Raw genomic sequence first — 19,039 nt, 5'->3', positions numbered from 1 at the left:
CCGGCACTTTTTCGCCGATGCAGCTCCGGCGGATGTGCCACAGACACCCGCCTTGTCCAAATCCTTCAGGTCTGAGGCAATGGATGTCGCAGCATGCGGCGCGGAAACGTGGCGTGGCGTTCGCGTAGCCTCAGGGCAACACGGCGCGCGATGCAGATCGACGCCGTCGCGATCGCGATGCCGGCGATCATGTCGACGAGGAAATGTCCGCCGCCGATTGGGGTCGAGAGCAGCATCGCGCCGTGGATCAGGACATTGAACGGTCGCAACCAGCGCAATGACCACAATGCCCAGCCGTCGAGGACCGCGGCTGCCGCGTGAAAGCTCGGAAAGGTCACGATCCCCGCGAGATGGCTGGTATCCAACAGGCGCAGCGTCCCATCGCGAACCAGGGGCACCTCGCGCGCCGTGTCGAAATAGGCCTGCGGGATGAGGTTTGCGTAGGCGGACGGCGGCAGCTCCAACGCGTGATACACGCCGAGTGCAGGGACAAACAAGGTGATGATGCAGGTCAGCGCCAGCGTCAGGCTGATCGCGAGGTTGAACTCCGCGAACCGGCGATAGTGGCCCAGCAAGGGAAGGGCCACGACGATGATGCAGATCGTCCAGGAAATGGATCGATAGCCGAACGCGAGGCTCAGGACGGCCCAGGGGCGGTCATTGACGAACGACAAGTAGTCGCGAAAGTCGAAGCCAAGGGCGCGATCGAGGGCGAGCAGGTTGGCGTCCTGAAGCGGCAGGTTGGCGGCCGTCGCAATGTAGGACAGTGATGCCAGCACGGTGGATGCCAGTGTGGTCTGGGCCATTCCCGTCAGGAATGAGAACATCCAGGGTTTGGCACGCCGCGCCGACCGTGCGTTGGCGTAGCCGATGATACCATAGATGGCCGATGTCGATAGCACGATGATGTAGCCGACGGGTTCGATGCGAAAATCCGTGAAGATCAGGCACAGTCCGAACAGCACCCAAAGAGCTGTCATGACAGCCCAGTTGAACCGGAACACGGCCCAGGCCGTCGCGGCATCCTCGCTGTCATGCGCCCGTTGCAAGACGCTCTTTGTCCAGGGGAGCCAGCGGCGGCTGAGATCAGGCAATAGACCACCGGCTGCGGTGTCCGACATTGTCGTCCGCTCTCACATTTCAAATGGATTTCGATTTGTTTCCCGTCGGTGTCTTGTTACGGCCGGTCGGGCCAATAAATCAACCTCGGCGGGTAAAATACGCAGATACCGTGCAACGATGCTTAATCAAGCGTAGCCTGGAACCCTGTTTCGGTTGTGCCGGACAGGAAAGCACATTCGGCGATGAGGCCGCCTTCGCGCCCATAGAAAGCGGGTGAATCGGTGAGAAGAGACCGAGAGCGAATCCGAGGCAGCTTTGGTTTGAAGGGCTTCGCCAGTCGTTGCGGGCGAGCTACTTGTGGTGGTGCTGTGGGGTCAGCGGCCGATCGCTCGCGGGCTTGCGCGAGAGGTGGTCGCCGTCAGCAAAGTCCGTCGCGACGTCGCATGCATCACAGCTTCTGGCGGCCGTAGATCAGGAGCATCAGGATGATCACCGCGCCGTAGATCAGTTGGCGACCGGCCTCGCTGATCTGCATCACCGACAGAATGGATTGCAGCAGGGTGATCAGCACGACGCCGGCGACGGTGCCGAGATAGCTGCCGCGGCCGCCGAGGATGTGCGTGCCGCCGAGCACGACGGCCGCGATCGAGGGCAGCAGATAAGCGTCGCCCATCGACTGCGCCGCCTTCGAGGCGTAGCCCGCGAGCAGAACGCCGCCGCAGGCGGAGAGGGCGCCGGACAGCGCGAACGCCAGCATGGTGATGCGGCGTGTATCGATCCCTGAGAGATAGGCCGCGCGCTCGCGATTGCCGATGGCATAGATGGCGCGGCCAAACGTGGTCCGCGACAGCAGCCAGATCGCGGCGCCGCCGATGATCGCCCACACCAGCACCGCGTTGGGAAGGCCGGGCACGATATTGCCGGTGGCGAGATAGCGCATCGCCTTGGAGGCGGAATCCTGCGGCGCGAAGCCTCCGGTGTAGGCGACCATCAGCCCTTGCGCGACCGCGTTGGTCGCCAGGGTGATGATCATCGAGGGAATGCGCAGATAGGCGACGCCGATGCCGTTCAGGAGACCGATGGCGGCTCCGCAGAGAATGCCGCAGGGAATCGCGATGATGGCGCCGGTCGTGCCATGGGCGGCCGCCGCGCAGGCCATCATCGCGCCCGTCGTGACAACCCAGGGCACCGAGAGATCGATCTGGCCGAGCAGGATCACCAGCATCATGCCGGTGGCGATCACGCCCAGGAAGCTCGCGACCTTCAACTGCTGCAGCAGATAATCCGGCGACAGGAAGCTGCGCGAATAGAGGCTGCCCACCAGCAGCAGCAGCAGGATGCAGCCGAACGAGGCCGCCACCGCCGGATCGATCCGACGCAGCATGGCGATCCCGCGATGGGTCGGTCGTGGTGCCGTTGCGTCGCTCATCCGAACCACTCCAGCCGATTGCGCACCCGCACCAGACCGAACGCGCCGATCGAGACCGCGAGCATCAGCACGAGACCCTGGAACAGCGGCTGCCACAGCGGATCGAAATCGAACACGAACAGCAGATCGCCGATGGTGCGGAAGGCGAGCGCGCCGAAGATCGCCCCGATCGCGCTGCCGCGTCCGCCCATCAGCGATACGCCGCCGAGCACCACGGCCGCGATCGAGAACAGCGTGTAGGCATTGCCACTCGCATAGGCGGCTTCGCCCGTGTAGGAGAAGAACGTCAGGAACAGGCCGCCGATCGCCGACAATAGGCCAGCCAAGGTGTAGGCGACAAACTTGGCCGCGCGGATCGGCGCGCCGGACATGTAGGCTGCGACCTCGGAGGAGCCGGTCGCGAACGCGGCGCGGCCGACGACCGAGCGGCTATAGGGTACCCAGATCAGCAGCGCCGCCGCAGCCAGTGCCACGAGGCTCGTGGGCAGCACGCCGAACAATCTTCCCGTCAAGGCATCCGCCAGCGTCTCGTTGACGGATCCGCCGGGATTGGGCCGCAGGAACAGCGCGATGCCGTAGTACATCGCCCCGGTGGCGATCGTCGTCACGATCGGCTGCAGGCGCCCGAAGATCACGATCGCGCCGTTTATCATGCCGCAGACGATGCCGGTGCCGAGCACGCCGGCCACGCCGAGCGCGGTCTCGGTGGCGGTGCCGACCACGATCCAGGATGCGAGGCAGTTGGTCAGGGTCAGGATCATGCCGACGGACAGATCGATGCCGGCGGTGATCACCACGATCGCCTGCGCCATCGCGACAAAGGCCAGCAGCGTCGCCTTGTTGGCCGCGGTCTGCACCATGTTGGCGCTGAAGCCGGCCGGATGATTGGTCGCATAGAGCAGGAACATCGCGACGAAGATCCCGATCGCGAGCAGGGTGCCGCGCTGTTCGGAGAGCCAGTACCGCCACTCGGTCATGCCAGACTCGCTTCCGCTCGCTCGCCTTCGTCGACATTGAGCGCACTGCTGACCAGCGCGCGCTCGGTGATCTCGGCGCCCGCGAGCTCGCGCCTGATCGCGCCATCGTACATCACCAGCACGCGGTCGCAGCAGCCGATCAGCTCGTCATAGTCGGTCGAATAGAGCAGGATCGCGGCGCCCTCGTCGGCAAGCCGGCGCAGCAGCCGGTAGATCTCCTGCTTGGTGCCGACATCGATGCCGCGCGTCGGATCATTGAGCAGGATGATGCGCGGCTTGTTCATCAGCCATTTCGCGATCACGACCTTCTGCTGGTTGCCGCCGGAGAGCGCGCTGACGGCGAGATCGGGGGAGGCGGTCTTGATCTCGATCAGGCGGATCATCTCCTCGATCAGCATCGATTGCCGCTGCCGGTCGATGATGCCGAATGTCGCGAACCGGTCGAAGGCGGCGGCCGAGAGATTGTCGCGCACCGACATCGGCAGCATCAGTCCTTCGGTCTTGCGGTCCTCCGGAATGAGCGCGAGGCCGATGCGCTCCGACTTGGCGGTGACGGGGCTGTCGATCGTCACCTTGTTGCCGTCGATCAGAATGTCGCCGCGACAGTCGCGCAGCACGCCGAACAGCGCCAGCAGCAGCTCGCGCTGGCCCTGGCCGTCGAGCCCGCCGAGACCGATGATCTCGCCGGCCTGCAGCGAGAACGAGATGTCCTTCAGCCGGTCGCCCCAACTGATGCTCCTGCATTGCAGCGCGGGCGGCCGCCCATCGGTCTTGCGCGGCGGCTTTTCCGGGAAGGCATGCTTGTACTCGCGGCCGATCATCAGCTCGATCACTTCGGCATCCGTCTTGGTGCCGGCCGGGAAGGTCGAGATGCGGCGGCCGTTGCGGAACACGCTGCAATCGTCGGCGAGCTCCGCGATCTCGTGCATGCGATGGGAGATGTAGAGCAGCGCCAGCCCCTCGCTGCGCAGGCGCTTCAGCACCTTGAACACCTTGGTCACGTCGGATGCGGTCAGCGCCGAGGTTGCCTCGTCGAGGATCAGGATCTTCGGCTGCCGCGACAGCGCTTTCGCGATCTCGACCATCTGGCGGCGCGACAGCGGCAGGTCCTTCACCAGCGCGCGCGGATGAATGTCGCTGGCGCCGGCGCGGTGCAGCGCCTCCTCGGCAAGTCGGCGCTGGGCGCGCCGGTCGATCATGCCGAACCGCGTCGGCGGATGCGAGATCATGATGTTGTCGGCGACCGACAGGTCGGGGATCAGCGACAGCTCCTGGAAGATGCAGACGACGCCGGCATCGTTCGCGGCGGAGGGACCGCTGAAGGCGACCGCGCGTCCTTCAAGCGTCATCCTGCCTTCGTCCGGCGCGACCACGCCGACCATCAGCTTGATCAGCGTCGACTTGCCGGCGCCGTTCTCGCCGAGAATGGCGTGGATGCGGCCGGGATGGACCTCCAGGTCCGCACCGTCGAGAGCGATCACGCCGCCGTAGCGCTTGGACAGTCCTTCGGCGCGAAACAGCGGCTCGGCCGCGATCATGCTTGCTCCCTCAGTCGTTTGGTCAATAGGGACGGGCTGGCCGCGAGAGAACTCGCGGACCAGCGATCACACCGGCCTATTGATTTTCCTTCGACTGACCCATGATCTCCTGCGCCGTGAAGTTGATGCCGCAGGTCGGGAAGGAGTTGCCGACGAAGAAGTTGTCGGACTGGGCCGGGAAGTAGTCCTGATCCTTCTTGAAGTTCGGATCTTCGACGACGGCGAGCGGCAGCTTGACCGATTGCGGCACCACCTTGCCTTCCAACGCGGCGAGCGCGACCTTGATCGCGACCGCGACCTGCGCAGGTCCGGTACCGGCGGAAGAGCATTTCAGGCCTTCGGACGCCTTGGCGGCGCAGAACTTGCGGAAGCCGTTTTCGGTCTCGCCGCCGAACGGCACCATCTTGTGCTTGGCGTCGAGCATGGCCTGCACGATGCCGGTGTCGCCGCCCTGGCCGGAAATCGCATCGAACGGGCCATTGGTCGCGATCGCATCCGCCGTGGCCTTCTGGGCGACGCCGTCGTCCCATTTGCCGACGACCTCGGTGACCTGCCACTTCTTGCCGGAGGCATCGAGAACGGAGTGGAAGCCGTTGTGCCGATCGGTGTCGACCGAGGTGCCGGCGACGCCGCGCACCTCGAGCACCTTGCCGCCGCCGGGCACGTTCTTGACCAGCCACTTCGCCCAGAGTTCGCCGAGACCCTTCTGGTCGACATTGACGTTGATCGCATCTTCCGTCGCGAGGATGTTGTCGAAGGCGACGAGGATCACGCCGGCCTGCTTGGCGCGCTTGATCACCGGCCCGAACGCGGTCGGGTTCTGCGCGTTGACGACAATGGCGTCATAGCCGGAATCGATGAAGTTGTTGATTGCCGATATCTGGGCCGGTACGTCCTCGCCGGTCGAGACGACCTTGAATTCCTTCAGCTTGGCCTTGACCTCCGGCTGCGCCGCATAGGCCTTCGCGGTCTGGATCATCTGGATGCGCCAGGTATTGGCGATGTAGCCGTTCGCCAGTGCGATGCGGTACGGGCCCTTCTTGGCCGGAAACTTGAAGAACTTGGTGTCCGTGGTCCACGGCACCATGCATTCAGGCTCGGTCGCCGGTCCCTTGACCATCTCCGGCTCCGCCAGCGCCTTGCCGGCAAACGCCGTGACCAACACCAGCGATGCACAAGTGGCAAGGCATCGCGCCCTCATCGACTTGGACGACATTCGTGACCTCCCCTGTTGTTGTGGCGCCAAATCAATGACGCATGTGCGAGACGCCTCTTTGTTTCCGGAGGTTGTGCGAGCATTGCTCGTCGTCTCGACCCGCCAAGCGTTACTGATCAATGATAGCGCTGTCAATTACCGTCGCGCGGCTTTTGCCAAGCGGCCGGCCGCATGTCATGAATATGGTTCGGACAAATCCGCGTGAATCAATGTTGCAAGGATCATGTCTCAGAAGCGTCGCACCACGCTGGAGGACGTCGCGCGCATCGCCCATGTCAGCGCTGTCACTGTGTCGCGGGCGCTGCGGCGGCCCGATATGGTGTCGCCGGAGTTGCGCAAGCGGATCGATGCCGCGGTCGACAGGCTGGCCTATGTGCCGAACTTCGCGGCGAGCCGGCTCGCCTCGACCCGCACGCATTCGATCGGCATCGTCGTGTCGTCGCTCTCCAACGGCATCTTCGCGGACTACCTGCAGGCGATCTACGACACCCTGCTGCCGCTCGGCTTTCGCCCCGTCGTCGTCAGCAGCCGCTACTCGGCGGAGGAGGAAGAGGGCGCGATCAGGACCTTGCTGGGCCAGAACATCGAGGCGCTGATCCTGGTCGGAGTGAACCAGACGCGGGCCGCGCGGCGCGTTCTCGAACGTTCGCGGATTCCGGTGGTGCAGACGTTCGAGCTGACCGACGATCCGATCGATCTGAATGTCGGACTTTCGCAGCGCCAGGGCGGCTACGCCGCGACCCGCTTCCTGATCGAGCTGGGACATCGGCGGATCGCCTATCTCTCGGGACAGCGCGATGACCGGGCCCGCGCCCGGCTCGAGGGGTATCGTGCGGCGCTGGCCGAAGCGGGGCTGGACGGCACGTCGCTGGTGGCCTGGCTGCCGGCGCAGGCGACGATCTCGCTGGGGCGGAAGCTGACCGAGGAGATGCTCGCGAGCGAAGCTCCCGATGCGATCTTCTGCTGCGATGACAACATCGCGCTTGGTGCGCTATTCGCCTGCCAGCAGGCGGGGCTGGAGGTCCCGCGCCGGATCTCGCTGATCGGCTTCAACGACCTGGAATTCGCGGCGGCCTCCAATCCGCCGCTGTCGACCGTGCTGACGCCGCGCGCCGACATGGGGCGCGTGGCGTCCGAACTGGTGCTTCAGGTGATCGCCACCGGCAAGCGGCCGAGAACGCGGCGGATCGACCTCGGCTTCGAGATCGTCGCACGCGGCAGCACCGGACCGCACCTCGTGGCTTCGTGATGATGGTCGAGCCTCAGGCCCAGCCGCCGTCGACGATGTAGTTCTGGTTGGTGCAGGCGCCGCTGTCGTCGGCGGCGAAGAACAGCACCACGCGGGCGATGTCGTCCGGCACGAGCTTGCGCTTGAGGCATTGGCGGCGCATGAGCTCGGCCTCGCCCTCGGGCGTCAGCCAGAGTCTCTGCTGCCGCTCGGTCATGATCCAGCCCGGAAGAATGGAATTGACCCGCACGTTATTGGGTCCGAGATCGCGGGCGAGGGCGCGGGTCAGTCCCTGGATCGCCGACTTCGCCGTGGTGTAGCAGGGCATGTTGCCCTGGCCGAGCACCCAGCTCACCGAACCGAGATTGACGATCGCGCCGCCTCCGGCCTGGATCATGTCCGGCGCGACCGCTTGGGCCGCGAAGAACTGATGTTTGAGGTTCACGGCGATGCGCTCGTCCCAATAGTCCGGCGTGACGTCCTCGATCGCGTGGCGGTCATCACGCGCGGCGTTGTTCACCAGAATGGTGATCGGCCCCAGCGCCGCACGGGCGCCGTCGACCGCGGCCCTCAGCGCACCGATGTCGCGAAGGTCGGCATGCTCGAAGTGCACCTTGGCCTCCGCAGGCAGGCTCGCCAGCAGCTGCTGCGACGCCTCCAGATCGATGTCGATGAATCCGACACGCGCGCCTTGGCCGAGGAAATTGCGCACGATCGCTTCCCCGATGCCGGAGCCGCCGCCGGTCACGAGGACGGCCCGATCCTTGAGGCTCGGATAGATGGTGCCCTGCATTGGCTTCCTCTCAGTTGCGCCTGGAGAGCAGCCGCGCCCGACGACGACACTGGCCGGATCTCGAACGTCGTCCGTGCCGTGCGATGCACGGCCGGTGCGCGTTCGCCTGGACCCCTTCGTGTGCGCCTGCGAGCAACTCTCGCGCCCGATGTCGATGCCGACGGATCCGGGTGCTCCCCCTGCGATGTCCTTGTTTGGCTTTCCGGCATTCTGCGTCAGGACCGGCAGGGACGCCAGCACTGATGCGCTGCCCGGGTGCGACCATCGGGCGCTTCGGGCGCAGCTGGAGCGGACGTCGCGGATCGAGCGCCTCAGAGGATTTCGGCGATCGACTGGCCCTGCAGCTCGATACTGAGTCCCTGCATGCCGAGATCGGTGATCTCGCCGCCCATCGCCTTCAGGCTTTCCTCGCGGATCAGCGACATCAGCCCGCGCCGCAGCGCCAGGAACTCCGACGACATCATCATCGCTTGCTGGCGGGGCCGCTCGAGCGGGATCTGGATTTCGGCCTTGATCGAGCCCGGGCGCGCGGTCATGCAGTAGACGCGGTCGGACAGGAAGATCGCCTCGTCGATGTCGTGGGTGACGAACAGCACCGAGATCTTCAGCCGCTGCCACATGTTGGTGAGGATCTGCTGCATGATGATGCGGGTCTGCGCGTCGAGCGCGCCGAACGGCTCGTCGAGCAGCAGCACCTTGGGACCGGTGGCGAGCGCGCGCACGATGCCGACGCGCTGCTTCATGCCGCCGGAGAGGCGCTCGGGATAATGGTTCTCGAACGCCTCGAGGCCGGCGAGCCCGAGCAGAGTGCGCGCCGCGCGTGCGCGCTCGAACTTCGGCATGCCGCGCATCTTCAGCCCGAACTCGACGTTCTCGCGCACCGTCTTCCAGGGAAACAGCGAATATTGCTGGAACACCATGCCGCGCTCGGCGCTCGGACCCGTCACGGCATGGCCGTCGACCGTGACGACGCCGCTGGTGGGTTTGAGGAAACCCGCGACGGCGTTGAGCAGTGTCGACTTGCCGCAACCCGACGGTCCGACGATCGAGACGAACTCACCAGGCTCGACGTGGATCTGCGTGTCGGTGACGGCCTCGACGGCGCCGTCGATGGTCTCGTAGCTCAGGGCGAAGTTGCAGACCTCGATATGGCCCTGTCTCGTATCCGCTGCGGCTTGGCTCATCGCGACCTCCAGGGCATCACCAACTGTCCGGCTGCGCGGATCACGAGGCTCGAGCCGAGCCCGAGCACGCCGATCGCGATCATCCCGAGCGCGATGTCGGCATACTGGACCAGCGAATACGCTTCCCAGGTGAAGTAGCCGATGCCGAACTGCCCCGAGATCATCTCGGCCGCGATCAGCGACACCCATGCGACGCCCATGCCGACGGTGAGGCCGGTGAAGATGTGCGGCAGCGACGCCGGGAAATAGACCTCGCGGAAGATCGCGGTCTCCCGCGCGCCGAGGCACTTGGCGGCCCGCACCAGCACGGGGTCGACCAGCGTCATGCCGTGCAGCGTGTTGACCAGGATCGGAAAGAACGAGCCGAGAAAGGTGATGAAGACGATGCTCTGCTCGTTGGTCGGCCACAGCATGATCGCCATCGGGACCCAGGCGATCGCCGGGATCGGACGCAGCACCTCGGCGACCGGAAACACGATCTCGTGCACCAGCCTGAAGCGGCCCATGATCAGGCCGAGCGGCACGCCGACCAGTGCGGCCAGCGAGAACCCGATGAAGATCCGGCGGCAACTGAGCAGGATGTGCATCAGGAATTTCGGATCGTGGATCGCCTTGGTGAAGCTCGCATAGACGGCCAGCGGCGCCGGCACGTTGGTGAACTTCACGAAGAAGACGACGCGGTAGGTCGTCAGCAGGTGCCAGCCGATCAGGAACAGGATCAGCGACGCGGTGCCGATCAGCACCGACTGCAGCCTGTCCTGGTTCAGCCGGAACCAGCGTGCCGCGCGGGCGGAGACGTCCGGACGGCTCGGCGGGATCGCGGTGCCAGGCGCGGCGGTCACCGCGGCCTGGTCGGGGGATGTCATCAAAGCGGGGCTGCTCAAGTCTTGCCTCCCGCGACCGCCAGCTTCACGGCGTCATCAAGTCCCATCACCTTGCCGCCGATCTTGGCGGCATAGGCCTCGGCATCCTTCTTCAGCAGGAACGGCGCGATCTCGCCATTGGCCGCGGCGAAGAACGCCTGGTCGGCGAACAGCTTGATGCCGCGCGCGGTGTCGAAGACGTAGGCGACGTTGATCTTCTTGCCCTTGGCCTTGTAGTCGGCATAGGCGCCGAGCGTGCAGGTCGCGCTGCTGAAGGCTATGATGCCCTCGCCGTCGACCCAGACCTCGCCGGCCTTGCGCGGCTCGGTGATCGGCCTGTTGCAGAACTTGTCCTCGCCGGAGATTTCGTAGTTCGCGGTGCTTGCGAGATCCTTGTCGTAGTCCAGCTTCAGCTCGGCATAGGCCTTGCGGATGTAGCTGTCGTCGACCCATGTCTTCGGATCGAACTCTTTCATGCGGCCGAGGCTCTGCAACACCTTGACGTCGGTTGCGGCGGCATCCACCAGCGCCGGCTTGATCGTCGGATCCGTGGTCATGTTGCCGCCGGGGCCGAGGAAGATGTAGACGACCTCCTTGTTGATCCCGGTCCATTCCTGGATCTTTTCGGCCGCCGCTTTCGGATCCTGGCGCAGCCACTGATTGGCGGCGATCACGGCCTTGACATAGGCGACGACGACCTCGGGATATTTCTCCGCAAAGTCGGTGCGGACGACGACGCCATGGAATGTCGGCAGGTTGGTCTGGACGCCGTCGAAGATCTTGCGCGCAAAGCCACGGAACGGCAGCAGTTCCGCGAACGGCACGAAATCGGCGTGCGCGTCGATCTTCTTTTCCTGCAGGTTGGTCGAGCCGACCTCCGGCGTCTGGCTCACCAGCTGGAAGAAATCCGCCGGATAGCCGCCGTCCTGAAGCGCCTTCAGAACCATGCCGTGTGCGGCCGAGCCGAACGGCACGCTGACCAGCTTGCCCTTGAGGTCGGAGAGTTCGTAGTAGGGCGAGTCCTTGTGAACGACGATGCCGTTTCCGGAGCCGGCGAGGCTGTAGGCGGCGACGGCGATCAGCCGGCTCTTGCTCTCGGGATTGTTCTCGAAGGTGAAGCCGTTCACGATCAGCGGGTAGTCGCCCATCATGCCGAACTGCAGCTTGTTCGCCATCATCCCGTTGGTGACGGGCGGACCGGAGGTGAAGTTCTGCCACTCGATCTCGAACTTGATGTTGGCGTATTTGCCGTCCTTGGGCAGATACTTCTCCAGCAGGTGAAGCTGCCGCACGATGGTGCCGGCCGTCACCGTGTTGGTCGTGGTGTCCTGGGTGCCTATGCCGATCGTGACTGTCTCTGCTGCGACGGGCTGCGCCGCGATCAGGGACAGACAGGTGACGGATAGCAAGAGCGCGTGACGGCAGCGGACCATTCTCATCCCCGTTCGGTTGGATGGCTGATGGCGCCATGATGAAGGCCGCGTCCACGAGCGCAAATCCGGAGTTCGGCAGCGGGTGGATTAGTTGCCGTCAAAATCCGGTTGCGTACTCCTTGGGCAATTTCGCTCATGACAGCCGCTTGCATGAGCAGGCCGGCTAATCCGCGGCCTGGCCGCGCATCTCGTCCAGGACGTCGGGCCGGCAGACCACGATCTGCGAACGCCTGGTGCGGACGATATTCTTTTCCTGCATCCGCTTGAGGCTGATCGTCACCCACTGCCGCGTCGCCCCGACCATGTGGGCGATGTCGGCATGGGTGAAGGCCGCGGCAATGACCTTGCCGTCGGGATCATCCACGCCATAGAGGTCGACGAGATGCAGCAGCAGATGAGCGAGCCGCTCGGTGATCGAACGCGTCCCCAGCATTTGGGCCAGGGCGGAGTAGCATTTTCCCTTGAAGCTCAACCCTTCGATCAGTCCGATCGCGAGATTGGGGATCTCCGCCACCAGCGTTCGCAGCTCCTTGCCGGGAAGCTGGATCACGCTGGCATTGCTGGCGGCGATGCCGGACCATTGATGCACGCCGGTGTCGAACACCTCGGGACCGCCGACGAAATTGCCGACATGCCAATAGGCCAGCGTGATCTCGCGCCCCTGCGGCGACGTATAGAACACGCGGATGCGGCCGCTCTCGACCAGGAAGATGCCGTCGTGCCTGGCGCCCTGGCTGAACAGCGTCTGGCCGCGGTTCAGCACCTTGCGGCGGCCCTGCTTGAGCACCTGCTCACGCTCGCGCAGGCTGAGCCTTTCGATCAGCGACGGCGGGCCGCCGATGGATTGCTGGCTTTCGGTGAGCAGGAGCGACGAACTGGTCACCGCGCGCGCTGACGTCATGGGAGAGGGCACGGCGTCCGCAGCTGATTTGGCTGCCTGCAGCAACATGTCTTGCCTCCGCATTGATCATACTGATCAGAAGCGGAGCAATGTTCGTGCCATCCGTCACCGCGCGACGCACCTCAGGCGGCAACGAGTTCCCAAAGGTATGATTTCGGATAGATGCCGCGATTGTGGCCGTCGGAAAACGCGATGTTCAAGCCGTAACCGAGATCTCCGACCCCGACGATGCCGATCCCGGGAAACTGCGCCGGGAAGCGGCCGTCGAGGCGGGCCCGCCTGCAATGCGCGCACATGCAGGACAGCCGCAGCCGTTCGGCGGACAGCTCCGCGGGAGCGCCGCCGGCATTCCGCAGCCGTAACGACGCCAGGTCGGGACTGACTTCGCTGTTGAGGGTATCGGCTGGAATCATGGCGCCTCCTGGTTGTGCCGAAGCCGGCGTCGTCACGCTAGGGGAGACGGACCGGGGCTCCCAGCAACTAATTGCCTCGTTCGACGGAATGTGGAGCGCGAGGTGCTTCGTTGCCGCGCGCTCGCCTTCCCGCGGAACAATCTTTGCAACTAATCCACCGCCGCGGCGCGTTCGAAATTGCCGAACCGCGCCGTTTCCGCGACATCGTCGTCAGCAACCGCCACACGGCGCGCCCCGCGCCTCAGGAGACGACGATGAGCGCTTTTCAGACCGAGACGGTGTTGTCGGTCCGGCACTGGACCGATTCGCTGTTCAGCTTCACCGCCACGCGGGATCCCGGCTTCCGCTTCCAGAACGGCCAGTTCGCGATGATCGGGCTCGAGGTCGACGGCCGGCCGCTGATGCGCGCCTACAGCATGGCGAGCGCCAATCACGAGGAGGAGCTGGAATTCTTCAGCATCAAGGTGGCGGACGGGCCGCTGACCTCCCGGCTGCAGAAGATCAAAGAGGGCGATCGCATCCTGGTGGGGCGCAAGGCGACGGGAACGCTGATCGCGGGCAACCTGATTCCGGGCAGGCGTCTGCTGCTGCTGTCGACCGGCACCGGGCTGGCGCCGTTCGCCAGCCTGGTCAAGGATCCCGACATCTACGAGACCTACGAGACCATCGTGCTGGCCCATGGCTGCCGCCAGGTCTCGGAGCTCGCCTATGGCGAGCAGCTCGTCGATGGCCTGCGCGGCCACGAATTCTTTGGACCGCTGGTCCGGAACCGGCTGCTTCATTACCCCACGGTGACCCGCGAGCCGTTCCGCAACCGCGGCCGCATCACCGAACTGATCGCATCGGGGCAGATGTTCGCCGACATCGGCGAGCCCGACCTCGATGTCGAGACCGACCGCGTCATGCTCTGCGGCAGCCCGGCGATGTTGGCCGAGCTCCAGGCCATGCTGGAGGGCCGCGGCTTCGTCGAAGGCAACCACAGCACGCCCCGCCATTTCGTGGTCGAGAAGGCGTTCGTCGAGCGCTGACTGGCCGGCGCGAAGAAATGCGCTCAGGCGACAACTAATTGCTATCGCCGGGTGCCCCCGCTGAACAAGTCTGATCCGGACCGGTGTGACCCCGGCCAAGCAGGAGCTTAGAATGGCAATGGATGAGATCGTCGACGGCCTCTCGGAGGTGTCCTGCGACGTGCTGGTGATCGGCGGCGGCACCGCCGGCCCGATGGCCGCCCTGAAGGCCAAGATGAAGAATCCGAAGGCCAACGTCGTTCTGCTGGAGAAGGCGAACGTCAAGCGCTCCGGCGCGATCTCGATGGGCATGGACGGCCTGAACAACGCGGTCATCCCCGGCTATGCGACGCCGGAGCAATATACCAAGGAGATCACGATCGCCAATGACGGCATCGTCGATCAGAAGGCGGTCTATAAATACGCCCAGAGCTGCTACGGGATCATCGAGGAGCTCGACAGCTTCGGCATCCGCTTTCTCAAGAACGAGAACGGCGACTATGCCGTCAAGAAGGTGCACCACATCGGCACCTACGTGCTGCCGATGCCGAACGGCGAGACCGTCAAGAAGGCGCTGTATCGCCAGCTGCGGCGGGCGCGCATCCTGATCTCCAACCGCTACATGGCGACGCGGCTGCTGAAGTCGAGCGATGGCCGCGTCGCCGGCGCCGTCAGCGTCAACACCCGCACCGCCGAAATGCTGGTGATCAAGGCCAAGGCCGTCATCCTGTGCATGGGCGCGGCGGGACGGCTCGGCCTGCCGACCTCGGGCTACATGTTCGGCACCTATGAGAATGCCGCCAATTCCGGCGATGGCTATGCGATGGCCTACCACGCGGGCGCGGCGCTCGCCAATCTCGAATGCTTCCAGATCAATCCGCTGATCAAGGACTACAACGGTCCGGCCTGCGCCTATGTCGCCGGTCCCTTCGGCGCCTATACCGCCAACAACGAGGATCGCCGCTTCATCGAATGCGACTATTGGTCGGGCCAGATGATGCTGGAATTCTACAACGAGCTGTTGTCGGGCAAGGGGCCGGTGTTCCTGCAGCTCAAGCACTTGCACGACAAGACCATCGAGGAGATCGAGCACACCCTGCACAAGGTCGAGCGGCCCACGCGGGGGCTGTTCCAGGAGGGCCGCGGCGTCGACTACCGCAAGGAATCGATCGAGATGCACATCTCGGAGATCGGCTTCTGCTCCGGCCACAGCGCGTCGGGCGTGTTCGTCGACGACAATGCCCGCACGACCGTCCCCGGGCTCTATGCGGCCGGCGACATGGCCAGCGTTCCGCACAACTACATGCTGGGCGCATTCACCAACGGTTCGTTCGCCGGGCTCGACGCGATGGAGTTCGCCGACAATCATGATTTCGGCGACATCGATGCCGCCGAGATCGCGCTGGAGCGTGAGCGCGTACTGGCGCCGACGAAACGCGAGGATGGCATTCCGCCGAACCAGATCGAGTACAAGACGCGGCGCCTGGTCAACGACTATCTGCAGCCGCCGAAGGTGACGCGAAAGTACGAGCTCGGGATGCGCCGGCTCGCCGAGGTCCGCGAGGACATGCAGGAGCGCATGATCGCACGCAACGCGCATGAACTGCTGCGCGCACTGGAGGTACAGTCGATCATGGATTGCGCGGACATGGCCGCCCATGCCTCGCTGTTCCGCGAGGAGAGCCGTTGGGGGCTCTATCACTGGCGCACCGATTTTCCGGAGAAGGACAACGAGAACTGGTTCTGTCACACGCTGCTGAGCAAGCTGGACGGCCGCATGACCAGCGAGAAGCGGGCGGTGCAGCCCTATGTCGTGCCGATCGCGGACGATGAGAAGGACCTCTACGACAAGCAGCGCATCCGCGCCAGCGCCTGACGATCAGAAGGAGAACGAGACATGCCTCTTGCGACCTATCAGACGTCGGTCCCGGTCGTCGTTGACGACGCCAAATGCATCGCCGACAAGGGCTGCACGGTCTGCGTCGACGTCTGCCCGCTCGATGTGCTCCGGATCAGCGACATGACCGGCAAGGCCTTCATGGCCTATGATGAATGCTGGTACTGCATGCCCTGCGAGGCGGATTGCCCGACCGGTGCCGTCACCGTCAACATTCCCTATCTGTTGAGGTGATCATGTCGAGCCCGTTCGAATCCTACGACGATCTCGACGACGCCGACGAGCGGCTCGGCGCCGCCGATCCGGCGGAGCGGCGGGTCGCGATCATCGCGTTGGGACATTCCGGCGATCCCGCCGCGGTCGCGCATCTGGCGAAGATGGTCGCCGATCCCGACGCCGGCGTGCGCCAGCAGGTCGCCATGGCGCTCGGCGAGTTCGACGGGCCGGAGGCGGCGGAGGCGCTGGTCCAATTGCTCGTTGATCCCGAGCGGATCGTCGCATCGGCAGCCGCCGACAGTCTCGCCGAGTTCAAGGATCCCGCTTCGGCCGACGCCATCCTGCCGCTGGTGAAGCATTCCCACGCCTTCGTCCGGATGGGCGCGTTGCGCGCGCTGAAGGAGCTGCGGCGCAAGGACACGCTCAAGCCGGCGCTGGAGGCGCTGCAGGATCCGGATGCCGCGGTCCGCGTGCAGGCGATCGGCGTCATCGGCTTCCTCAAGCTCGAGGAGTCGATTCCGGCGCTGACGGCGCTGATCAGTGATCCCGATGCGCATGTCCGGCGCGCGGCGGTCAGCGCGCTCGCCTTCTCGCACATGAAGATCGCCGCGGAGACCATCACACGCGCGCTCAAGGATTCCGACTGGATGGTGCGGGAGATGGCGGCCGAGACGCTCGGGCTCAACGTCAATGGTGCAGTCGCCGCCGATCCGTTGATCGCCTGCCTGGCGGATGAGTTCTGGCAGGTGCGCCTGAAGGCGATCCGCAGCCTCGGACGCATGAAGGTGCCGCATGCGGTGCGGCCGATCGGCCAATGCATCACCCACGAGCAGGCCAATCTGCGCAAGGAGGCGGCGGCTGCGCTCGGCGAGATCGCTGCGCCCGACGGCGAGCCGTACCTCGCGCTGGTCGCCGACGATCTCGATCCCGACGTGCGCAAGAATGCGAGATGGGCGCTGCACCAGATCGCGGCGAGCAAGGCGAGAACCGGCGCGTAATCGCGCGCCGGCCACGAGCGTTCCCGACCGCATGGCGGACCGGGCGGTCAGCCAGATGACGAGCCTTGCGACGATCATGTCGCGGCCGATCGCGCGCGAGCCCCGCAGGGCCGCGCGCCGCACGTTCTCGTGCGCCCCACGTCCCGTTCTGGACGGCTCCCGGATTGTCTGACAGAAACGTCGGACGCATCCATCGGGCATCATGACCGCTGCAGCGCAAACGGAGAGAGGGGCCGGTCAGTCCGGCCCTGGTGACACGCCTCCATTGCCGACCGGCTGTCGCGCGGCCGCGAGGGGATGCGCCGTGCCGAGGTCTGATATGACCCGCGGACGAGCTGCAAAGGAAGTCGGAGAGCTGCCATGAACGCCAATGTCAAACTGCCTGCCGCCAAGGGCGTCTTCATCGACAACAAGTGGCAGCCCGCGCAGTCGGGCCGCAGCATTGCGATGCTGGCGCCGGCGACCGGACAGGTGATCGCCTCGATTGCCGCCGGTGACGCGGCCGACATCGATCTTGCCGTGGCGGCGGCGCGCCGCGCGCTGGAAGGCCCGTGGGGGCGGCTCGCCGCGGTGGATCGCGGGCGCCTGTTGTCGAAGCTCGGCCGCCTGGTCGAGGACAATGCCGAGGAGCTCGCGAAGCTCGAAGCGGCCGATACCGGCAAGCCGATGAAGCAGGCCAAGGCGGACGTCGTCGCCGTCGCGCGCTATTTCGAATATTACGGCGGCGCCGCCGACAAGGTGCATGGCGACACCATCCCGTTTCTCGACGGCTTCTTCGTCACCACGGTGTACGAGCCGCTCGGCGTCACCGGCCACATCATTCCCTGGAACTATCCGGGCCAGATGTTCGGTCGCACCGTCGCGCCGGCGCTGGCGATGGGCAACGCGACCGTGATCAAGCCGGCCGAGGAGGCCTGTCTGGTGCCGCTGCGTCTTGCCGAGCTCGCGGCGGAAGCCGGCTTCCCGGCCGGTGCGATCAATGTCGTGCCGGGTCTTGGCGAGGAGGCAGGTGCGGCGCTGTCGGCGCATGACGGCATCGATTTCATCTCCTTCACCGGCAGCCCGGAGGTCGGCACGCTGGTGCAGACGGCGGCCGCGAGGAACCACATCGGCTGCACGCTCGAACTCGGCGGCAAGTCGCCGCAGATCGTGTTCGCCGACGCCGATCTCGATGCCGCGCTGACCTCGGTGGCCGCGGCGATCGTGCAGAACGCCGGCCAGACCTGCTCGGCCGGCTCGCGCGTTCTGGTGGAGCGTTCGATCTGGGACCGCTTCCTGGCCGACCTCACGCTCCGCTTCGAGAAGATCACGGCCGGCACGCCGGAGATGGATCTCGATCTTGGTCCGGTCATCAGCGCGGTCCAGAAGACGCGGATCGAAAACATGCTGGCGCGTGCCGAAAGCGGCGGCGCCAGGCGCGTGGCGACCGGCAGGATCGCCGAGGGCGTGCCGAGCGAGGGCTTCTATGTGGCGCCGGCGCTGTATCAGCACGTCGCGCGCGACTCCGAGCTGGCGCGCGAGGAGGTGTTCGGTCCGGTGCTGGCGGCGATGCCGTTCGACGACGAGGCCGACGCCGTCAGGCTCGCCAACGCCACCGATTTCGGCCTGGTCGCCGGCGTCTGGTCGGGCGACGGCTCGCGGGCGATGCGCGTCGCGCGCAAGGTCAAGGTCGGCCAGATGTTCGTCAATGGCTACGGCGCCGGCGGCGGCATCGAGCTGCCGTTCGGCGGCATGAAGAAATCGGGACACGGCCGCGAGAAGGGTTTCGAGGCGCTGTACGAGCTTGCCGCGATGAAGACCCTGATCGTCAAGCACGGCTAGCGGATTCGCATCTCCGATCAATTCCGCCGTGTGGACGTCACTGACAATGCCGCCCGGCGTTGT

The 19,039-nt window shown here is 65.3% G+C and carries 17 protein-coding genes; 6 read left to right on the top strand and 11 right to left on the bottom strand.

The window, feature by feature from the left end; all coding sequences use genetic code 11:
• Window positions 1-65: 65 nt before the first annotated feature.
• The 5 genes from QX073_RS19230 to QX073_RS19210 form a co-directional block, all read right to left on the bottom strand.
• Window positions 66-1,121, bottom strand: coding sequence for a phosphatase PAP2 family protein (locus tag QX073_RS19230; RefSeq protein ID WP_316226185.1), 1,056 nt, complete (start codon window positions 1,119-1,121; stop codon window positions 66-68).
• Between the two features lie 389 nt (window positions 1,122-1,510).
• Window positions 1,511-2,491, bottom strand: coding sequence for an ABC transporter permease (locus tag QX073_RS19225; RefSeq protein WP_315713532.1), 981 nt, complete (start codon window positions 2,489-2,491; stop codon window positions 1,511-1,513).
• Complete coding sequence (locus tag QX073_RS19220; protein WP_315752346.1) at window positions 2,488-3,468, bottom strand: ABC transporter permease; 981 nt, start codon at window positions 3,466-3,468, stop codon at window positions 2,488-2,490. The genes QX073_RS19225 and QX073_RS19220 overlap by 4 nt, the downstream gene beginning before the upstream one ends.
• A complete protein-coding gene (locus QX073_RS19215; RefSeq protein WP_315713530.1) occupies window positions 3,465-5,006 on the bottom strand; it encodes a sugar ABC transporter ATP-binding protein in 1,542 nt (513 codons plus the stop codon). Before QX073_RS19215 ends, QX073_RS19220 begins: the two co-directional genes overlap by 4 nt.
• A 76-nt stretch (window positions 5,007-5,082) precedes the next feature.
• Window positions 5,083-6,222, bottom strand: a complete 1,140-nt coding sequence (locus QX073_RS19210; protein ID WP_315825326.1) for a sugar ABC transporter substrate-binding protein — start codon at window positions 6,220-6,222, stop codon at window positions 5,083-5,085.
• 223 nt (window positions 6,223-6,445) lie between these two features.
• On the opposite strand from QX073_RS19210, the gene QX073_RS19205 reads away from it, so the two are divergent.
• Window positions 6,446-7,471, top strand: coding sequence for a LacI family DNA-binding transcriptional regulator (locus tag QX073_RS19205; protein WP_315825325.1), 1,026 nt, complete (start codon window positions 6,446-6,448; stop codon window positions 7,469-7,471).
• Window positions 7,472-7,484: 13 nt separating this feature from the next.
• On the opposite strand, the gene QX073_RS19200 is transcribed toward QX073_RS19205, so the two are convergent.
• From QX073_RS19200 to QX073_RS19175, 6 genes are all read right to left on the bottom strand, one after another.
• Entirely contained in the window at window positions 7,485-8,243 is a 759-nt protein-coding gene (locus tag QX073_RS19200; RefSeq protein ID WP_316226184.1) for an SDR family oxidoreductase, read from the bottom strand.
• Between the two features lie 311 nt (window positions 8,244-8,554).
• On the bottom strand, window positions 8,555-9,427 hold the full coding sequence (locus QX073_RS19195; protein WP_315769575.1) for an ABC transporter ATP-binding protein: 873 nt from the start codon (window positions 9,425-9,427) through the stop codon (window positions 8,555-8,557).
• Window positions 9,424-10,311, bottom strand: a complete 888-nt coding sequence (locus tag QX073_RS19190; protein ID WP_315825322.1) for an ABC transporter permease — start codon at window positions 10,309-10,311, stop codon at window positions 9,424-9,426. The genes QX073_RS19195 and QX073_RS19190 overlap by 4 nt, the downstream gene beginning before the upstream one ends.
• A complete protein-coding gene (locus tag QX073_RS19185) occupies window positions 10,308-11,723 on the bottom strand; it encodes an ABC transporter substrate-binding protein (RefSeq protein ID WP_316226183.1) in 1,416 nt (471 codons plus the stop codon). The genes QX073_RS19190 and QX073_RS19185 overlap by 4 nt, the downstream gene beginning before the upstream one ends.
• A 163-nt stretch (window positions 11,724-11,886) precedes the next feature.
• A complete protein-coding gene (locus QX073_RS19180) occupies window positions 11,887-12,672 on the bottom strand; it encodes a Crp/Fnr family transcriptional regulator (RefSeq protein ID WP_315752353.1) in 786 nt (261 codons plus the stop codon).
• A gap of 74 nt (window positions 12,673-12,746) precedes the next feature.
• The gene (locus QX073_RS19175) at window positions 12,747-13,037 is read right to left on the bottom strand and encodes a gamma-butyrobetaine hydroxylase-like domain-containing protein (RefSeq protein ID WP_315713523.1); all 291 of its coding nucleotides are present in this window, start codon (window positions 13,035-13,037) and stop codon (window positions 12,747-12,749) included.
• Between the two features lie 254 nt (window positions 13,038-13,291).
• Here QX073_RS19175 and QX073_RS19170 point away from each other — a divergent pair, with 254 nt between their 5' ends.
• From QX073_RS19170 to QX073_RS19150, 5 genes are all read left to right on the top strand, one after another.
• Window positions 13,292-14,065, top strand: a complete 774-nt coding sequence (locus QX073_RS19170; RefSeq protein ID WP_316226182.1) for a ferredoxin--NADP reductase — start codon at window positions 13,292-13,294, stop codon at window positions 14,063-14,065.
• A gap of 112 nt (window positions 14,066-14,177) precedes the next feature.
• Entirely contained in the window at window positions 14,178-15,920 is a 1,743-nt protein-coding gene (locus QX073_RS19165; protein ID WP_316226181.1) for a fumarate reductase/succinate dehydrogenase flavoprotein subunit, read from the top strand.
• 21 nt (window positions 15,921-15,941) lie between these two features.
• Window positions 15,942-16,175 carry a ferredoxin family protein gene (locus QX073_RS19160; RefSeq protein WP_006609939.1) on the top strand — a complete coding sequence of 78 codons (234 nt, stop codon included), beginning with the start codon at window positions 15,942-15,944 and terminating at the stop codon, window positions 16,173-16,175.
• A 2-nt stretch (window positions 16,176-16,177) separates the two neighbouring features.
• Window positions 16,178-17,155 carry a HEAT repeat domain-containing protein gene (locus QX073_RS19155; protein WP_316226180.1) on the top strand — a complete coding sequence of 326 codons (978 nt, stop codon included), beginning with the start codon at window positions 16,178-16,180 and terminating at the stop codon, window positions 17,153-17,155.
• 360 nt (window positions 17,156-17,515) lie between these two features.
• Window positions 17,516-18,976 (top strand): aldehyde dehydrogenase family protein, encoded by a 1,461-nt coding sequence (locus tag QX073_RS19150; RefSeq protein ID WP_316184072.1) that lies wholly within the window; start codon window positions 17,516-17,518, stop codon window positions 18,974-18,976.
• The last annotated feature ends 63 nt before the right edge of the window (window positions 18,977-19,039 follow it).

Origin of the sequence: Bradyrhizobium sp. SZCCHNS3052, from assembly GCF_032484495.1 — a bacterium.
Classification (GTDB): Bacteria; Pseudomonadota; Alphaproteobacteria; order Rhizobiales; family Xanthobacteraceae; genus Bradyrhizobium.
Note: the sequence above shows the minus strand (reverse complement) of the source record. Positions and strands in the feature narration are given on the sequence as shown.